The organism is Chondrinema litorale, assembly GCF_026250525.1.
In the GTDB taxonomy this organism is placed as follows: Bacteria; Bacteroidota; Bacteroidia; order Cytophagales; family Flammeovirgaceae; genus Chondrinema; species Chondrinema litorale.
Window position 1 is genome coordinate 1,952,616 of sequence record NZ_CP111043.1, and the last position, 20,148, is coordinate 1,972,763.

General features: G+C 34.6%; 12 protein-coding genes. 6 read left to right on the plus strand and 6 right to left on the minus strand.

Going from position 1 to position 20,148, the window contains the following annotated elements:
- Positions 1-2: 2 nt before the first annotated feature.
- Genes OQ292_RS08130 through asnB form a run of 3 tightly spaced genes read right to left on the minus strand, consistent with a single transcriptional unit; the run spans position 3 to position 4,341 of the window.
- The gene (locus tag OQ292_RS08130) at positions 3-1,067 is read right to left on the minus strand and encodes a glycosyltransferase family 4 protein (protein WP_284685560.1); all 1,065 of its coding nucleotides are present in this window, start codon (positions 1,065-1,067) and stop codon (positions 3-5) included.
- Positions 1,068-1,072: 5 nt separating this feature from the next.
- A complete protein-coding gene (locus tag OQ292_RS08135; RefSeq protein WP_284685561.1) occupies positions 1,073-2,350 on the minus strand; it encodes a glycosyltransferase in 1,278 nt (425 codons plus the stop codon).
- A 29-nt stretch (positions 2,351-2,379) separates the two neighbouring features.
- Positions 2,380-4,341 (minus strand): asparagine synthase (glutamine-hydrolyzing), encoded by a 1,962-nt coding sequence (gene asnB, locus OQ292_RS08140; protein ID WP_489686928.1) that lies wholly within the window; start codon positions 4,339-4,341, stop codon positions 2,380-2,382.
- Positions 4,342-4,698: 357 nt separating this feature from the next.
- Here asnB and OQ292_RS08145 point away from each other — a divergent pair, with 357 nt between their 5' ends.
- The 3 genes from OQ292_RS08145 to hisC all read left to right on the plus strand — a co-directional run bounded on the left by OQ292_RS08145 (position 4,699) and on the right by hisC (position 11,091).
- Complete coding sequence (locus OQ292_RS08145; RefSeq protein ID WP_284685563.1) at positions 4,699-8,682, plus strand: AAA domain-containing protein; 3,984 nt, start codon at positions 4,699-4,701, stop codon at positions 8,680-8,682.
- Positions 8,683-9,073: 391 nt separating this feature from the next.
- A complete protein-coding gene (locus OQ292_RS08150; protein WP_284685564.1) occupies positions 9,074-9,889 on the plus strand; it encodes a formylglycine-generating enzyme family protein in 816 nt (271 codons plus the stop codon).
- A 101-nt stretch (positions 9,890-9,990) separates the two neighbouring features.
- Positions 9,991-11,091 carry a histidinol-phosphate transaminase gene (hisC, locus tag OQ292_RS08155; protein WP_284685565.1) on the plus strand — a complete coding sequence of 367 codons (1,101 nt, stop codon included), beginning with the start codon at positions 9,991-9,993 and terminating at the stop codon, positions 11,089-11,091.
- Positions 11,092-11,166: 75 nt separating this feature from the next.
- Here the strand turns inward: hisC and OQ292_RS08160 are convergent, their stop codons facing one another.
- Positions 11,167-12,237, minus strand: coding sequence for an oxygenase MpaB family protein (locus OQ292_RS08160; protein ID WP_284685566.1), 1,071 nt, complete (start codon positions 12,235-12,237; stop codon positions 11,167-11,169).
- A 244-nt stretch (positions 12,238-12,481) separates the two neighbouring features.
- Here OQ292_RS08160 and OQ292_RS08165 point away from each other — a divergent pair, with 244 nt between their 5' ends.
- The 3 genes from OQ292_RS08165 to OQ292_RS08175 all read left to right on the plus strand — a co-directional run bounded on the left by OQ292_RS08165 (position 12,482) and on the right by OQ292_RS08175 (position 16,399).
- The gene (locus OQ292_RS08165; RefSeq protein ID WP_284685567.1) at positions 12,482-13,387 is read left to right on the plus strand and encodes a pseudouridine synthase; all 906 of its coding nucleotides are present in this window, start codon (positions 12,482-12,484) and stop codon (positions 13,385-13,387) included.
- A 142-nt stretch (positions 13,388-13,529) separates the two neighbouring features.
- Complete coding sequence (metG, locus tag OQ292_RS08170; RefSeq protein ID WP_284685568.1) at positions 13,530-15,599, plus strand: methionine--tRNA ligase; 2,070 nt, start codon at positions 13,530-13,532, stop codon at positions 15,597-15,599.
- A gap of 134 nt (positions 15,600-15,733) precedes the next feature.
- Complete coding sequence (locus OQ292_RS08175) at positions 15,734-16,399, plus strand: hypothetical protein (RefSeq protein WP_284685569.1); 666 nt, start codon at positions 15,734-15,736, stop codon at positions 16,397-16,399.
- A gap of 9 nt (positions 16,400-16,408) precedes the next feature.
- Here OQ292_RS08175 and OQ292_RS08180 read toward each other — a convergent pair whose 3' ends face one another.
- Together OQ292_RS08180 and OQ292_RS08185 are read right to left on the minus strand one after the other, a co-directional pair.
- On the minus strand, positions 16,409-18,220 hold the full coding sequence (locus tag OQ292_RS08180; RefSeq protein ID WP_284685570.1) for an ABC transporter ATP-binding protein: 1,812 nt from the start codon (positions 18,218-18,220) through the stop codon (positions 16,409-16,411).
- A gap of 144 nt (positions 18,221-18,364) precedes the next feature.
- Entirely contained in the window at positions 18,365-20,071 is a 1,707-nt protein-coding gene (locus OQ292_RS08185) for a cation:proton antiporter (RefSeq protein WP_284685571.1), read from the minus strand.
- Positions 20,072-20,148 lie beyond the last annotated feature (77 nt).

A 20,148-nucleotide genomic window follows, 5' to 3' on the forward strand; every position in this document is an offset into this window, starting at 1 on the left:
TTTCAATCAAAAAGAGATAAAAAGTTATTTGTATTAGAATTTACAGAAAATTGCTCTTCTATGGTTTTTCGAGCATTTACTCCTAATGTTTGCCTCATCTGTTTCTCATTAATCAGCTTTTCTAGATATAGAAACCAATCTGTTGTAGACTCGCAGATATAACCATTTTTACTATGTTCTACAATGTCTGTATTTACACCTACAGGTGAAACTAGCGCAGGAATACCTAAAGACATATACTGTAAAGCTTTAAAACCACATTTACCTTTTGCCCATTGGTCTTCTTCTAAAGGCATTACACCTACATTAAAACTCAATAAATCTTCGATTTCAGTCGCCTTCTCCCATTTCTTAAATGAAAAAGACTTTAAGTTAAACTGAGGATTTTCGTTGGCAATTACCCTAAATGTAAAATCGTAGTTTTTTTCTAGCTCTTCTATTACTGGTAAAATGGCATAGAGATATTTTATAGTGGTTAAAGTGCCCGTCCAACCAATAACTACCTTGCCAGTATCTTGATCTTTAATTTGATTGTGATAGTTTACTGTATCTATCGTGGTTGGGTTAACCCTAACATCTTGATTAAAATTTTTGGCGAAATCGGCGAGGTAAGCATTTCCAGCACTCACTTTATGGCTCCAGCCCATTATACTTTTTACCTTAGAATAATACTTTAGCTTATTAAATGCCTTGTTGTGTTCTGAGTAATTGGGTAACCAGATAGCATCGTCAAAATCGTAAATCATTTTCTTTTTAAACACTTTGGCTATCATCCACTCAAACACTGGCGGGCCAATATGACTGGCTTCACGATGGATGAAAACAAAACTATAAGGTTTTAGATTTAGAATAAGAATGAGCCTTCTGAAAAATGCATTGATAATGCCCAAAGCTTTCTGGACAAACTTGCCGGGCTTATGCAGAATCTTCCATGTTTTTTCGTCGATAAAAGGCTCATAATCGTAATCGATGCCATTTTTATCTAATGCCTCAAGATACTGCTCAAACCTGAATCTCTGTGAAGGTGCCTGTTTTCTAGGATATGGAGCCAGAATCAGTATTTTCATAAATGCTATTGAATAGATTTAGTCAGTTTTGTTTCTTCTGTGATTTTTGGAAACCCAATCAATCGTTGATAAATAGAGAGGTAAGTCGATGCACCTTTCTCCAAATCAAAAAATTCTTTGGCGTGTTTTCTAATATCTTCTGGTGATGCCCAGCCTTTATTATCGATCTCATCTATCGCTTCTTGATAGGCAATTTCTTTAAAGTCTTCTACCACAATACCAGAATTATATTTTTTCACCAAATAATCTGAGTCACCTACATTGCTATTACAAATTACTGGAAGACCCATGCTCATCATCTCACCTTGTTTTGTAGGAGAAGACGCCTTTTTAGAAAATACTGGTTTTATAAAAAAGATACCTGCATCAGCTAGCGACAATAATACTGGTACTTCGCTTCTTGCAGCAGTAATTATTCTAATACTGTTTGGAGAGATGCCCTTTCTTTTTGCTTCTTCTAATATAAACTCCGGATTTTCGGCAGTAACGAATAGGAAAATAGCATCTGGCTTATTAAGCAACAAAACACTAAAAAAGTCTAGCATTTCTGGCAACATATACCAAGTACCTACAGAACCTAGATAAGTAAGTATAAACCTGTTGTCTTCAATCTTGAGTCTTTCTTTGTAAACAGCCTGAGTACCTTTTTCTATTTTTTCAGGATCGAAGTGAGAAGTATCAGCACAGCAGGGAATTACTTCTACTGGCACAGGTTGACCATCTAAATGAGGCATTTCCTGAATTATTTTTTTACCAGTATGAGTTAAACAAACTGTACAATCTGCCTGCTCAAAAAACTGCTTTTCCTTTTTCTTAAAAAACTGATATATCTTTTTAAATACAAGTTTTTGCTGATTCCACAAACCACCTTCTACCCTTTCGTCAGCAAAGAATCCTCTCATATCAAACAGAAACTGAACACCAAATCTGTTTTTCATCCACTGGCCTATAAGTGCAGTTATATAACTACGGCAGTGAACCATTAAGAATTTTTCTTTTAAATGCAGTTCTTTTACCTTTTTCCTCAGGTTCCAAATATCATATAGTGTTGATAACACCGGAGGTTTAAAAGTATAATCTAAAGGATGCCAGACTATTCCAACATGATTTAGAATATGAGCTATTTCGTTTTTTCTTTCTGCTCTTTCTGGTTTCTCAAAGCTAATCAAATGAATTTCATACCCTTTAGCTACCAAGTTTTCCAAATAAGGAATTACCTGAGATTGCCCCAAAGGATCTGTCATTCCATCATAAGAAAGATATAGAACTTTATGCTTTGCCAAGTTTTAAATATTAAAAAATTGTCACTTAATTATGCCTTAACTGGCTGATGTTTTATTCGGCCATTTTCAAATAACCACTTATGTAACAGCATTAAAACCCAGATTCTATTATAAAGGTAGTCGTGTCCTTTTTCAAACTTTTGCAGTAGTGAGCTTACCTCTTTGTAGTTTACAATACCAGCAGCTTCTACCAAACTTTCTTCTAAAAACTGATCTACCAAATATTTCAACTCATTTTTTAGCCAATTACCTAATGGAATTGAGAATCCCCACTTAGGTCTGTCCATTAGAGATTTAGGTAAGTAATCGTATAATACTTCTTTTAATAGATATTTGCTTGCACCTTTTTTCATCTTTAAAGACTCATCGAGGTTTACAGCAAATTCTACAATTCTATGATCTAGCAATGGCACTCTTACTTCTAGCCCATAATACATAGAAGCAATATCAACTTTTACCAGTAAGTCATCTTTAAGATAATGTCTAAGATCGTAGAATGCCTGTTCTTCCACAGCACTTAACTCTCTTTTTAAATTCAGTTTTTCTTGCTTAAAAATATCTTTCTTCTGATAAGGAGTTTTCAACAAGTTTGATAATTCTCTTTCGCTAAAGAGATATTGTTCCTGAGAAAAAATATGGCTCTGTCTGTTACTATGCTTTTCAAAAAGATAAGCTGCTCTTTTCATTCTATTTTGTGGGTGCAACTTCATCCCTTCTCTCAATACAGGAGCAAAAAAGCTATTTAAAGGATTTTGTAATCTTTTTGCCCAGTTGTACATTCCGTAACCCATAAAAAGCTCATCGCCACCATCACCAGAAAGTGCAACAGTTACCTTTTTCCTCGCCATCTCTGAGATCAACAAAGTAGGAATAGCAGATGAGTCTGCAAAAGGCTGATCGTACATACTGGTTAAACCAACCACTTTTTCAAGAGCATCACTCTCTGATAAAGTAAACTCATGGTGCTCAGTTTTCAATTTTTCAGCTACACTTCTCGCATACTTGCTTTCATCAAACTTGCTTTCCTTAAATCCGATAGAAAAGGTATTGAGTGTTTGATCTTTTACAAATTTAGAAGCAACTGCTGTTACCAAACTAGAATCTGTGCCTCCACTTAAAAATGTACCTAGTGGCACATCACTAATCATTCTTTTTTCTACTGACTTTTCAATGAGCGATCTCAATGTCTTTTTTGCCTGACCCTCATTAGACATTGTTTGTCTTTCTACTTTCTCTTCAGGCTTCCAAAAAGGCATAATATTAAAGTCACCATCTTTATAGATACCTACATGTCCAGCAGGAAATGCCTTTACATCTTTAAAAATCGTTTCGTTATTTCCAATAAATCCTAAATGCAAAAATGAAGAAACTGCATTGTTATTTAATTCTAAAGGCTCGTCTTCAAATAAAGATGAAATACCTTTCAATTCTGATGCAAAAACAAAGTCACCATCTTTATGATAGTAATAAAGTGGCTTAATACCCATGCGATCTCTAAATATATATAATGCCTTCTCTTGCTGATCAAAAATGCTGAATGCAAACATTCCATTCAGTTTTTGCGCCATACTCATACCCCAAAAAGCAAAAGATTCAACCAGTACCTCAGTATCACTATTGGTTTTAAATTCCTGCTCGCCGATCAGTATATTTCCATCCTCTAAATTCCCACCAGTCATACCGTTTTTCGACTTTACATTCATCAACTCTTTTTCTCTTCGAAAAACCTGAATCTTATTTTTAAGATCAGCATAATTGTAGATTTCTCCATTAAAAACCATTACATACCTTCCACAGCTTGAGTAGAAAGGCTGATTGGCATGCTCAGATAAATCGAGTATACTTAATCTATTATGCCCCAGTGCAATTTCCTGTGCTTCGTTAAAGTATATACCACTGGCATCAGGCCCCCTATGCCCGAGGCTTCTGTTCATTCTTTGTATATGAGACCGAGAAAAACGTGGAGATAAAAATCCGGAAATTGAACACATATAGTTGTTAGCAAAAAATTGTGACTAAAAAATAATCTCTGTTGAAACGATAAAATTTTAAAATTAGGGTGATAGAAGCCATAAAATAGTTGGGAAAGTGAATCAGATAGAAAAAGTGAACAATTTGCAGCTTCTCATGTATTATTTGCACGCTATTTTTGATGTGAATTTTGGTGCTCCTATAAAAACTTTTTCAGGTATTATTGAAATTATTAGCGTAAAAAATCCCGTTTAAATCAAAAAGAATTGATATTATCTTGAAAAAGAGAATTACATTTCATTATTTTTCAGTTAATAAATAAACTATATCATTCTACTGTAACTAGCAACCAGCTTTTTAAATCAAATTTTTTCACCTTGCACGAAGCCCTCAAGATATATCAGAAGAGACTTACCAACCTGACATCTAAAAACAGGTCTTTGCTATTATTACGACTAAATAATAGTCAGTTTCTGGATATTCATCAATGTAACTATCTCGATAATCAACCTTCTTTTAGCATTATAGAAAGTCTGATCGCCCAGAAAAAAGACATTGTACTTTGCAGCAATATTGATAGCAGAGATAAGGATGCGAATGCTGTTAGTGCCAATCTTCGAAAGGTTTCACGTACAGAGAAAATGATTTTTGAAGAGCGAGGAGCAAAAGATTTATATGTTGGTTATCCTTTTGTACAAGGTAAAATGCTAGACGACAGCCCAATCCGTTGTCCGCTACTTTTTTTTCCAGTAAATCTAGAACTAAAACAAAACCAATGGGTGCTAAACCTACGCAAAGATGCGGGCATCACATTTAATAAAAGTCTGTTACTGGCATTCTCTCACTATAACAATATCAGCTTCGATGAGATTTTTATTGAACACGATTTTAGTGAGTACTCTCTTGACAGCCAAGAATTTAGAACAGAGCTATATAAATTACTTAAAGAATCTCCTTTAGAGCTGCATTTTAACCAAAGTACTTTCGAAGATTTACTCCAAGATTTTAGGCAGTTTACTAAGAGTGATTTTCTGGAAAGCACAGAAACAGGCAAATTAAAAATGACTCAGGAAGCTGTTTTGGGAATTTTCCCACAGGCTGGCTCCTATCTAATGCCTGATTACGATTTTCTTCTTTCTAATGAGCGTGTTAAAGATTTAGAATCCTTTTTCGCTTCTGAATTAAGCGCAGAAGAAGATAACAGCAATAGCATTCAGCTAACGCATATCTCTAAAAATGCGCAGGAAGAAGAGTTATTTACACCTTATACAATAGATGCCTCTCAAGAAGAAGCTATAAAGTCGGTAAAAGGGGGCTCATCTTTAGTAATACAAGGCCCTCCGGGAAGTGGTAAATCTCAGCTCATTTGTAATTTAATAGTTGACCATATCGCCAGAGGTAAAAATGTATTGTTGGTTTGCCAGAAGAAAGCTGCCCTAGATGTGGTTTACCAACGATTAGGAGAAAAATCTTTTGATGATTTTGTAGCCCTTGTACATGATTTTAAAAATGACAGAAAGGATATTTACGAAAACATCAACCGACAAATTGAATTTATAGACAAATTCAAAAGAGAAAATAATAGCCTAGATGCTATCTATTTAGAACGAAAGTTTCTGCAAACTAGTCGGGAAATAGATCAGCTTACAGATGAATTAAAAGAATTTAAAAAAGCACTTTACGATACCAGCGAATGTGGCATTTCGGTAAAAGAACTTTACTTAACTAGCGATATTGATCTGGAAGGAATAAACCTTAGAAGGGAGTACAACTTTTTTAAATTCGATAACCACAACGAGATACTCAGAAAGTTAGACACCTACATTCGCTACCATGCGAGATTAGATACAGCAGCACACCTTTGGTACGATCGGGTTTCTTTTGCCAATTTTAATATTGGCGACCTACAACAGATTGAAGATACACTTAAAGAACTCAGCCCATATTTAGAAGAGGTTAGCGGAAAGGTAAAAGACATTATAGGTATTGAGATTTCTTTTGATGATTTTGAATGGATTTACGACAGGCAAGAAGACTTTTTAGCATTACTCGATCTTATAGCCGATGAAAAAACATATCGCTATTTTAAAAATGATCTGAAGTATAGTAAAACAGATTATTTGTGGTTAGCCAACAGAAAGAAGAATACACTAAGTGCTTTCGGAAAAGAAGGAGTTGAATCTACGCTCAAAAAAGAGGAACTAAGAGAGGCACAGGAAAAACTACATCAAGCTCAACTTGCCAGAACAAATTGGTATAAAAAACTGCTGTATTATCTTTTCTCTAAAGACAAACCTTTTGTTGATAAGTTAATCGCTGATAATAACCTGCAAGACGAGCCTAATCCGCTACAATATTTAATGATGCGGATTGATAACAGAATGAATCTCGAACACCAGATGTCGCTGTTAGCTGAACAAGAATGGCTAATCGAACTACCAGAAAACAGAGATTTGTTCGAACTAAAAGACTGGTTCGATCTCCATTTAAAAGCAGTTGATGGTAAAAGGATTTACACATCTCTCAGAAATGGAATTAAATACCTTGAAATTGAGCAGTTCAGTTACGATGAGTTATATAAGAAAATCAACTCATTACTCAACATTGTAAAAGAAGTAAAAGCCAAAAAAGCTGTCTGGAATCAGTTTTTAACTACCCGACAAATAAATATGGTGCTAAATGGCTCACTTGATGTTGATAAGTTGATAACTGAGTTGAAAGAAGATTTTGATGTACTTTGTGAATACGATCAGTTAAAAGCATCTCTCAACGAACATGAGAATAATATTCTCAAAAATTTCGAAGAGAAATTTGAAGCACTTAACCCTGAAATCGTTCAGCTTTTTGATAACAGCTTGCGAATCGCATGGATCAATCACATAGAAACCAAGTATCCCATATTAAGATCGGTTACTTCGGAGAAAATGTTGACGATGGAAAGCCGCTTACAAGATGCTGTTACTGAAAAGCAAGAAATTGCTAAAGACATTGCATTACTTAAAGCCAGAGAAAGAACCTATGCCGAAGTTGAATACAACCGCTTAAATAACCTGGTTACTTACAGAGACTTAAAACATCAGGTTAGTAAAAAAAGAAGTATCTGGCCAGTAAGAAAACTAATTCAAAACTTTTCGCATGAGTTGCTAAATCTAGTTCCCTGCTGGATGGGCTCTCCCGAATCGGTTTCTGCCATTTTCCCAATGGAAGAGTTTTTTGATCTTATCATCTTCGATGAGGCATCACAGTGTTTTGCTGAAAAGGGAATTCCTGCCATGTATCGTGGCAAACAAGTAGTAATTACTGGCGATGATCAACAACTTGCTCCTTATGATCTATACCACCCACGTTGGGAAGAAGACATGGAAGGTGAAACAGCACTAGAAGTAGTTTCGCTACTGGATTTAGGAAAACAATTTGTGCCAGAAGTTTCACTAAAAGGGCATTATAGAAGTAAATCGCTCGAACTGATTGATTTTTCAAATACCAATTTCTATAAAAATCAACTTCAGTTAATTCCTCATTTCGAAGATTATACTAGTGAAACTCCATCAATAGAGTATATTAAAGTAGATGGTGTATGGGAGAAAAACGCTAACCAACAAGAAGCCCAAGAAGTAGTTCAATTACTAGAAAAACTAGTAAATGAAGGAGAAACGAGTATCGGTATTATCACTTTTAACTTTAAGCAACAAGAAGTAATACAAGACTTATTAGAAGAAGCTTCTTTTCCCTTACCTCGCGATTTCTTTATTAAGAATATTGAAAATGTACAGGGTGATGAACGAGATAACATTATCTTTTCGGTAGCCTATGCCCTATCTCCTAAAGGGAAAATGACATCGCAGTTTGGTTCACTCAGCCAGATAAAAGGAGAAAACCGCCTAAATGTAGCCGTAACCAGAGCTCGTAAGAAAATTTATTTGGTAAGTAGTATTTATCCTCAGCAACTTCAAGTAGAAAACGCCAAAAATATTGGTCCCAAACTACTGAGAGACTATTTACAATATGCTTTAGAAGTTTCTTCTGGCAAATACAGAAGTATAATTCAAACAGAAGAAAGGCAAAATAAAAGTTGGTATTTGAGATCACTCATCAAAGACAAACTTCCTGTAAATGATGGAATAAGTCTTCAAGCTAATTTACCTTTTGCAGATTTGAGTGTGAATAATGAGCACTCAATGAAGTTACTTTTAACAGACGACCAGCTTTATTACCAAAGTATATCGCCAAAAGAAATTCACGCCTATTATCCAGAACTTCTCCGCACTAAGGGATGGAGTTTCCAAAGGTTTTATAGTAGAAACTATTGGAAAAAGAAAGATCACTTCATCAACGATTACCAAAAATTCATCAATTTATAAGCAAAGCTCACTTAGCATTCTTTACTATATTTCTATAAAAGCAACGTGTAACTAATAAACCTTGCAGTGTAAGTTTTTGCATTGCACCCTCTCAAATTACACAGTCTAAGTCTCAATTGTGGAAAAAATTTCCCAAAATAGGATGATTTATATTAGATACATCTATTAGCCCTTTCTGATTAAAATTATATAATCAACTGATTATAAGCAATTTACATCTCGGTTAATTTTTGTTCACAGCTCCATTTTAAAGCTAGGCACTTATTTTTCTTTATATCAAGCAACAATGTAAGATAAATTTAACTACGAAACTATTAGCGCTTAAAAGCTGAGGTATGTAGGAATAGATTACATTTTTAACTGAAACTATTAACCTTAAAGCTTTTGCACCATGCTAAAACGCTTAACGATATTAACCTTATTTATTTGGATGACCGTTTCTCAGGTCGTAATGGGCCAGGGGAACCGGTCTTCTTTTGAAAAAACAGAAGATGTATCCGGAGAACAAATGCTAAGTAGTAGTACTAAAAGCCTCTATAACGATCCAACAGTAAAAGACCCTAACGAGCCAGAAAAAATAAATAGCAATCACGCTTCTTTAAAAAGTATGCCCGAAATGATTAGAATCAACATGGGCAAAAATGGGAAAGATGAGTTTTTGATTGCTCGTACTGAAGTTACAGTGAGACAATTTAAATTGTTTTGCGAAGAGACTGGTAAATCTATGCCATCTAGAATGCCAAATTGGGGGTGGAACGAAAACCACCCAATTGTATATGTAACTTGGAAAGATGCCAATGAATATTGCATGTGGTTATCTAAAAAAACGGGATTAAACTATAGACTGCCAACTGTACAAGAGTGGGAGACTGCTGCAAAAGGTGGTGCTAAAAGTCTTGGTTACACTTACAGCGGATACGACGACCCTAGAATGGTGTCTTGGTATTGGGGAGATGATGATGATGTAAACAGTACCCAAACAGTTGCTACCAAAAAACCAAATGAAATTGGCTTGTACGACATGAGTGGTAATGCTTGGGAATGGTGTAGCAATCCTAAGGATAAAGATGGAAACATTAATACAAAATATTTAAAAGGCGGAAGCTGGAACAGACATAAATCAACCTTAGAAATTGATTATACAGAAGAAGTTCCATCAAACTATTTCAATTTTGATCTTGGTTTTAGACCAGTTGCAGAACTATAATTTGCTTCACATTAATAAAAAAATAAATATCAGGTAACTCTCATTGAGCTTAACATTAAGCTGACTATTTTTGCAGAATATCCCATTCTGAATTAATAGTGATGATAGAGTTACCTGAAAACATTGCAGCATTAGAAAGTTACAAGCCCGGAAAAGCAGTAGATAACGTTTTCGAAGGAAAAGATTTTAAGCAAACTGCCATTTTAAGCAGCAATGAAAATAATTTGGGAACATCTCCCAAAGCAATTGCAGCCATGCAAAATGTCTTGAGCAATTCTTTTGTTTATCCTGATCCAAGCGGGATGAAGCTCAGAACTAAACTGGCAAAAAAACACAATACTGAAATCAATCGAATTATTATTGGAGATGGCTCTGATGGCATCTTATCAGTAATATTTAAGGCCTTTTTTAAGCCCGGCAACGAGCTAGTATCTTCAAAAGGTTCTTTTGTTGCAGTAAATGTAATGACCAAACTCAACAATATTCCTTACATACAAGCGCCTTTAACTGCTGAATATGCTTTTGATTTAGATACAATTTATAAACTCATAGGTCCCAAAACTAAAGCTGTTTATCTCTGTAATCCAAACAACCCAACAGGGGCGATGATTGGCAGAGAAGAGTTAATGAATTTCGTCAATAAAATTCCAGCAAATATCTTAATTATTATTGATGAAGCTTATGCTGAATTTGCTACAGAACTAGCTGATGATTACCCTGACACGACTGAGATTAATTTACCTAATGTACTCACGCTGAGAACTTTCTCTAAAGCTTTTGGACTGGCAGGTGTAAGACTTGGCTATGGAATCGGTAGTACTTTCATTATTGAAACATTAATGAAGGTAAAACTTACTTTTACTCCTTCTAGCATTGCACAAGCAGCTGGTATGGGTGCACTAGAAGATACTGAGTTTATGAATAAAACTGTATCTACAAATAATGAAGGAATTGAACATTACTACAAAGCTTTTGACAGATTACAATTGAAATATGTAAAGTCTTATGGCAACTTTGTAATGATAGATTTTGGTACAGAAGAAAAAGCATTAAAAGTATTCCAAGGCTTATTAGACAGAGGGGTGTTTGTACGTCTACTCAGGTTTTTTCAATTGCCACATTGTATTAGAATTACTGTGGGCTTACCAGACGAATGTAAATTACTTGTTGAAAAACTGGCAGAAGTTCTTAAAACTTTATAAACCTCAATCATTTTTTCAAGATCAATTAATTGATTATCAGATAATTATAAAGATAACTTATGATTATCTGATAACTCAATCAAAACCAAGTTTCTCAGGAAAGGTAAATTGAGGTTGTTTCTTTTCTAACTCTGTTTTATCAAATTTTCTACCGGCTGATTTATTCAGGATAAGGCTTGTATATTGCCCTAGGGTATTATTAAGCTTTTGTAGCTTCACCAAATTACTTGTCCAATTAGCTTGTGGCAACTCGAGCATATTTGCAATATCATCCCCCATTAAATAGCGCATATATGATGTTAAATAGCCATTTGGGAGCTTAACAGGTAAATCTTTATAACTTTCTAGCAATGCTTTTGTAAGCAACTTACCTTCGGCGGAGGGTTTCATATGTCGCCTTTCAATTAATTGGGCAAGATCATATGCAGCTTTTAAATTTTGAGGAATTAGTTTTTCATCTAGTCCCAACATAAATCCTATTACATTCCAGATATGCATAAAAGCATCTGCATTTTCAGTAGAAATTACTCTGCCTGACTTACGCAAGCCTCTCAAAATAATAAAAGAGAAGGCAAGGTTAGTCCCGGCCATATCTTCTTGATTTACAGGCAAGCCCCACTCCATTTTCCATTTTCCCGATTTTAAAATATGGTATCGAATAGATGCATGTATAAGCCTTACTTTTTGGATACTTGTAACAGCTTTCCCACTCAACTCAAACATATTTGGAGAAAGTACATCCAACACAAACTGCCCAGTCTCTGCTAATCGGTTTTGTGTGTCTTTTTTAATCCTCTCAGAAAATGCCAGCACTTTTGCTCCATCTGCCGCCGCATAGCAATATGGTAAAGATAAACTACCCAGTAAACCCATTATATCACCAGAATATTCTGAGAAAAACATGTTGGCTTTTTTCATTTTTCTTGAGTCAGCCCAAGCAGGTAGCTCTTGCGATACACTAAAAAATCTACTTAGCTGCTCTTTTGTATTTTCCTGTATCGCATCATTCTCTCTCCAATTATTATTAAAAATATCTTTAAAACTAATTGGTACTTCACCCTCAAATAAGCCTTTAATTGCATTATCTGCCAGTTCATCACCAACAAGGCGCATATCATTTAAAAGATTCTCAGCAAATCGTTGCATAATCCATCTAAATTGTTTTTTTGAGAAACCTTTGTGTAATGTGAATGTTCTTTTTTCAAAGAATTATCATTAAATAATATGTAAGTTATTTACCCTTAACAATTGAAATACTGTAAAAATCAATTTGAATAGCTACAATAGAAACTGAAACTATCTATAGTATCTTAATATTAATTTTTCTTTACAGTTAATTAGCGGTTTTGGGAAAATAATTTGGCTAATTTGCAGGAATATTCTAAAAGTTATGAATAAAAGAAAACCTACAAGTTTCAGAAAGGGGAAAAATGCGGATAATAAACCTGCTTTTGAAAAAAAAGGCAAGTCAAAACCTGTATTTAAAAAGAAAAACGAGAAGTTTTCCAAGCCCAAGCCACCTGAATATGGCGAAAGATATGTTAAGGCAATAAAGAAGGAAGAAGAGGAAAAAGGAAGTGATCAAATTCGCCTTAATAGATACATTGCAAACTCAGGAGTGTGTTCGAGAAGAGATGCTGACCAATTGATAACCGATGGAAAAATCACGGTTAATGGTAAGGTAGTTAAAGAAATGGGATACAAGGTATCTACTACTGATACAGTTAAATACCAAGGTAAACTCCTAAAAAGAGAGAGCTTTGTATACGTGTTACTAAATAAACCAAAAGGTTTTATTACCACCATGTCTGACGAAAAAGGCAGACGAACTATTATGGATTTGGTTAGTAACGCTTGTGAAGAAAGAATTTATCCTGTAGGTAGACTCGATAAAGAAACTACGGGATTAATTATGTTGACTAATGACGGTGATCTGGCAAAAAAGCTTTCGCACCCTTCTGGTAAAACCCAAAAAATTTACCACGTAGAACTAGATAAACCGATCTCTAATACAGATTACGATACCATAGTACACAGAGAATTTGAATTGGAAGATGGACCAGTAGATTTGGATGGGATTAATATTATTTCTGACGACAGAAAAAAACTTGGTGTAGAGTTGCATTCTGGTAGAAATAGAATTGTAAGAAGAATGTTTGCCCACTTCAAATATGAAGTTGTTAAACTAGACAGAACTGTTTTTGCAGGTCTTACCAAATTGGATTTACCGCGTGGAAATTGGAGATATCTTTCTGAAAAAGAAGTAATAAGACTCAAACATTTTCAAAGAGTATAATTTTTATACCCTTAATTGATTAAATAATGCAAAAATGCATGTATGTTTTTTTAAAGATTATGCATTTTTCTCTTAATTAGATTAAGGCTTAAAATTATCTTTTTAATTTTGCAAAAATTTTATAAGCAATAAGCTCATTCTGATGGACTCAAATAATAAAAAAAGATATACAATTACTGCTGCTTTACCGTATGCTAACGGACCGTTACATATCGGTCACATAGCTGGTGCATATCTTCCTGCTGATACCTTTGTGAGGTTTCTCAGAATGAAAGAAGAGGATGTAGTATTTGTGTGTGGTAGTGACGAACACGGAGCGGCAATTACCATTAAGGCACGAAAAGAAGGAGTTAGTCCTCAGCAAATTATTGATAAGTTTCACGAACTGAATAAAGATACTTTTAAGGAGTTTGGAATTGCTTTCGATATATATCACCGTACATCAGCCAAAATCCATCATGAGACTTCTCAAGATTTTTTCACTGTATTAAATGACAAAGGAGAGTTTGATATAATTGAATCTGAACAGTACTATGATGAAGAAGCTGAGCAGTTTCTAGCCGATAGATATATTACCGGAACTTGCCCTAAATGTGGTAACGAGAATGCTTATGGAGACCAGTGCGAAAGCTGTGGTTCTTCACTAAGCCCTACTGATTTAATAAATCCGAAATCTACTTTAACAGGAAGTGAGCCAATACTTAAGAAAACCAAGCACTGGTATTTGCCAATGCAGAATCATGAGGGTTGGATTAAGAAATGGATTGAAGAAGGAATTTTAGATAATAAACAACATCACAACCCTGAAGAATGGAAAAAGCATGTATTAGGTCAGTGTAAATCTTGGATTGATGGTGGTTTACAAGCCAGAGCCATGACACGTGATCTTGACTGGGGTATAAAAGTACCATTAGAAGAAGCCAAAGGGAAAGTACTATATGTTTGGTTAGATGCACCTATCGGTTACATTTCTGCTACTAAAGAGTGGGCCAACATGAATGGCAAAAACTGGGAAGATTATTGGAAAAGTGAAGATGCCAAGCTCATCCATTTTATAGGAAAAGATAATATAGTTTTCCACTGTATTATTAACCCTATCATCTTAAAGAGCTATGGAAATGGTTTTGTATTGCCAGATAATGTACCCGCAAACGAGTTTTTAAATTTAGAAGGGAATAAACTTTCTACTTCAAGAAACTGGGCTGTTTGGTTACATGAATATCTAAAAGAATTTCCTGGAAAGCAAGATGTACTTCGCTATGTACTTACAACCATTGCTCCTGAGAATAAAGACAGTGAGTTTACTTGGAAAGATTACCAAGCTAAAAACAATAGTGAACTAGTTGCAATTCTTGGTAATTTTGTAAACCGTACTATGGTACTAACACATAAGTATTTTAATGGCGAAGTTCCTGTAAGAGGTGAGCTAGTAAAATACGACCAAGATGTTGTAAACATGGTAGCTGAAATTCCTGAGAAAATTGAAAACCTAATTAGGCAATATAAATTTAGAGATGCGCTAGCAGAAGCAATGCAACTGGCTCGTATTGGTAATAAATACTTGGCTGATACTGAACCTTGGAAACTATTTGCGCAAGATCCTGATATAGTAAAAACCATTATGAATATTTGCCTTCAGATTACAGCAAATCTGGGTGTTATTCTACAACCATTTTTACCTGATACTGCTGAGAAGATTCAGTTTATGTTGGGAATGAAAAATGTAAAATGGAATTTAGCAGGCAAAATGGATATACTTTTCCCATATGATAAACTGGGAAGAACTGAGCTTTTATTTGATAAAATAGAAGATAGTGTAGTAGAACAGCAGGTTAAAAAATTGGAAAAAGCTAAACTGGCATCAATACCTGCAACACCTGCTAAAGAAGCTGTAAGTTTTGATGATTTCACAAAAATGGATATCAGAACTGGTACCATCTTACATGCAGAAAAAGTAGCTAAAACTAAGAAACTTTTAAAATTAAAAGTAGATACAGGAATAGATACTCGCACCATTGTAAGTGGTATTGCAGAATTCTTTAAACCTGAAGAAATTATTGGTCTTCAAGTAAGTGTATTGGTAAATCTTGCACCTAGAGAAATTAAAGGAATTACCTCTCAGGGTATGATTTTAATGGCTGAAGACAGAGATGGTTCATTATCATTTATGACTCCACGAAAGAAAGTAAACAACGGAAGTGTAGTTAGATAATAGTAGAACTTCACAAGTTTTAGCGAATCCATTTTAATATCTAAATTAATGTGAAGATTCGCAATAATTATAGTAAAACATACATATAGAAGATAGTATCGAACATTTCGTAAAAATACTATCTTCTTTTTTGTATGGAGGCTAATTACAAAGTATCAATAATATATATCATCTTTCTTTGCTTGCTAAGCTCTTTTACTGATCCTGAAGACTTAAAGCCCACAGTAAAAGTAATTCGCAACAAACCTCAAGATTGCGATGGCAAGGGATCAGTTTTCGATAAAATTTATGTTGGTAGCCAGATAAAAGATGAACAAATAGAAATCTGGTTTTTTGTTCAAAAGTATGACTTGCAATGGCTTAAAAAAGTATATACTGTGGAAAGCCCATGCATTGTAAGTACAGACTTAAACTCTTGTACCTTCACAGGAAATTATCTTGTACTTGCTTTCTACAAAGTAGAAAATGAATCACACGACATCAATATTGCACAAGTGCCTATTATCCATAATTCAAGAGGAGAGCAGCCTAAATTTAGAGTTACACGCAGGAGAAAACTAGAAGAAAATGTAGGCGGTGGAGTACTCTTCGAAACAGGAGAAGTTTTTACACCAAAAGGAGAAGCTATAGAAATTACTTTATTTATGGAGAAAAAAGATGGTAGTTGGAGAAAAAAGCATTTTAACTACATCGGTTCCGGCAATATTGATTTAAATACTGAGGGCAATGATTTAACAGGAAAATACAAATACCACATTGATGTAAAACACGATTACACACAAAATGTAACAAATGGTTAATTGAGTTTATTAACCATTTGCCAGATCAAACTGAAGTTTTACCAGATTGCTATAAATGCCATTTTCAAGTGCTAGCAACTCGTTATGAGTTCCAGATTCAACCATTAGTCCTTTATCTATCACAAAAATCTTATCTACTTTTCTAATGGTTGCCAATCTATGAGCAATTACAATTGTAGTTCTGTTTTTCATTAACTCCTCAATTGCTTGTTGCACTAATATTTCTGACTCTGCATCTAACGAACTCGTTGCTTCATCTAAAATTAAAATAGCTGGATCTTTAAGAATTGCTCTTGCAATTGCAACTCTTTGTCGCTGTCCGCCAGATAGTTTCAAGCCTCTTTCACCTACAACTGTATCAAAGCCTTCTGGAAAACTTTCGATAAAATCGAGGGCATATGCTTTTCGAGCAGCTTCTCTCACTTCTTCATCAGTAGCATTAATTTTTCCATAGGCAATGTTCTCTTTAATTGTCCCTCCAAATAATACAATATCTTGTGGTACAATACCTATATTTTTTCTATAAGCATTTAAGGTATAATCATTCATAGAAACTCCATCAATACCTATATACCCATTATAGTTATGATATAACCTTAGAATTAATTGAGCGATGGTAGATTTACCAGCACCACTATGTCCAACCAAAGCTACTTTTTCACCCGGTTCAATTTTAAATGTGATGCCTTTTAATACTTCTACATCTTCTCTGGTCGGGTAAGCAAAAGTTACATTATCAAAATTAATACTTCCTTCAAACCTCTTTTGCGTACTATTATCAATAGTAGCTACATTTAACTCAGTGTCTTCTTCTAAAATATCCAAAACTCTATCTGAAGCACCCACTGCTTTTTGTAGTGAGCCATATATATTTCCCAAACCGCCAATAGAACCACCAATAAACATGGTATACAAAATAAAGGTAACCAGATCGCCAAAAGAGATTTCGCCAGATTCTACCATACTTGCTCCAAACCACAACACCAGTACAATGCCACCTAGTAATGCAAAAATGATAAAAGACACAAATGCACCTCTGTACACTCCATTTTTTAAAGCTAGATCAACCACTTCTTTTATCGATCTGTTATATCGATTCGTCTCGAAGCGTTCGTTTGTAAAGGTTTTTACTGTGCTTACTGCTTGAAGAGTTTCTTCCACTATAATGTTAGCTTCTGCCAGAGCATCTTGTGTTTTCTTCGATAAAGTTTTAATGAACTTACCAAACACAAAACCACTGATTGCCAAAATCGGAATGGTAACCAACATAAAAAGTGTAAGCTTAGGATTGGTTACAAACAGAATTCCGATACCGATAAAAAGCGTACTGGTCTGTCTTATAAATTCAGAAAGTGTTACACTAAAAGTATCTTGCAGTAAAGAAATATCTGCGGTAATTCTACTAAAAAGCTCTCCAGTTCTGTGTGAATCAAAGAAACTTACTGGCAAAGTCATGTATTTTTCGTAGAGGCCTTTTCTAATATCGGCCATTGACCTTTCGCTCACTTGTGCAAAAAAGTAGATTCTTAAGAAAGAGAAAAAACTTTGTGAAATAAGAATTGCTACTAGTCCTAATGCTATATCATCTATCCCTTTTAAAACCCAGTCGTTTTTACCGAGTGATGTATCAACCAGCTTGCCGGTTAAGTAGGGGAATCCCAATAAAATTGTGCTTGAAAAAACAAGACTTATTAAGCCTAGAATAAACCATCCACGGTAGGGTAACATAAATCGGTAGATACCCAGTAGCTTCTTGAAAGACTTTTTATTGAGTTTATTTTTTTTTGCTTCTTGCTTATTGTCGTCCATTGTAGTTGACATCTATATAATCGCTTCCTATACAGGCAGTTTCGCAAAGTTATATAGACGCACCAAGAAATACGAATTATTAAATTATTACATAACATATAAGCACATAAAATTCATTTATATGTCTTGTAAAAGATTTGTAGAGCTTAAAAAATTTCAGGAAATTAAATCTCTTACTGCGGAGGTATACTCATTTATATGCTCTTTGGGCACATTATAAATAGACATTACCATCATAATAGCTTCTAGTTTAGATTCCAACTCGTCTACAATGATGTTATCAGCTCCGTGTCTGCGTAGATTGTCCATTTCTTCTACCTGTTTGGTTCGAGCAATTATTTGCAAATTCTCATTAAACCTTCTGAGGTGATAGGTGATTTCAGCAGCCTTAGTTGTAGCAATAGTTGTAATAACCGCTACTTTGGCTTTGTCTATATTGGCATGGTGTAAAACCTCTTCTGTACAAGCATCTCCATAGATTATTGGAATACCCGCTTTTGCAGCTTCTTCTACCGTTTTAGGGTTAAGTTCAATAATTACATAAGGAATTTGAGAAGCTAGTGCACAATGCGCCAAACTCTGGCCTGCTAGACCATAGCCTATTATTACAATGTGATCTTTGAGTTCTTCTACATTGTAAGCTGAATTTTTGGCTGGCACTCCAAACAACTTCACTTTCATCCTTTTGCTTACCGGCAAAATTTTAATAATCCCATTACAGATTTTTTGGTCGAAAGTCATTAATACTGGTGTAATCGCCATAGTTAATATAGCAACAGCCAATAGATACTGATGTATTTCGATTGGTAATAAACCAAACTCCGACCCTGAATTCATCAATACAAAAGAGAACTCACCAATCTGACATATATTAATAGCTGTAAGCAATACAGTTTTAAGTGGTTTGCGTAGTGCTGCTGCTGCTATGCCTCCAATTAATGCTTTAATAAACATGGTAAGCACAGTAAATAACAACACATATAAAAGGTTATGCCAGAGAAAATTTAAGTCCATCATCATCCCGATAGACACAAAAAAGATACTGGTAAAAATCTCTTTAAAAGGTAAAATAATTCCCGCCGCCTCATATCCATATTTTGATTCTGAAATCATTAAACCTGCAAGAAAAGCCCCTAATGCTAAAGATAGACCAGCTTTTGAGGTTACCCAGGCTATGGCAAAACATAATACCATAATGCCTACAATAAACAAATCTTTGCTCTTGGTTTTGGCAATCTGATAAAGTAGGTGTGGAATAATAAACTTCATACTAACCACAATGAAAATAAACACACCAACAATCTTTCCTGCTAATACAAGTATTTCTGTCATTAAGTCTTCTGCCATACCCATCAACAGCGGAAAGGTAAGCATCATAGGTACTACAGCAATATCTTGAGAAATAAGTATAGCCAGAATTACTTTGCCATGATCTCTTTTGATATCGCCATTATTTTGAAGCAATTTTAATACAATGGCAGAACTACTTAAGCTAAATACAAAGCCTAAAAAGAGTGCTATAGGCAAATAATCGTAACTAAAATAGTAAGAAAGGGCTGTAAATGCACCAATAGTTAATACCAACTGGAGTAAGCCTCCAATAAAAATTGCTCTTCGTATTTTTACTAAACCCGAAACAGAAAATTCTAGACCAATTGTAAACAGTAACATTACAATCCCAATCTCTGAAAGTGTTTCCACCTCAGCTTCTGAGTTGATTAAATGTAGTGCATATGGTCCGCAAATGATACCACTGATTAGAAAGCCAATAATTGTTGGTAATTTGATACGATGTAGCACTAAAATCACCATCACTGCTATTCCAAGAATCAGTGTAAGATCTGAAAGAATAGGTATTTCCATTAAAAAGTACTTAAAAAGTGCATCTACTCTATTTGGTAACTTTCAACACGAAATATTTTCATATTAATTGTAACCTC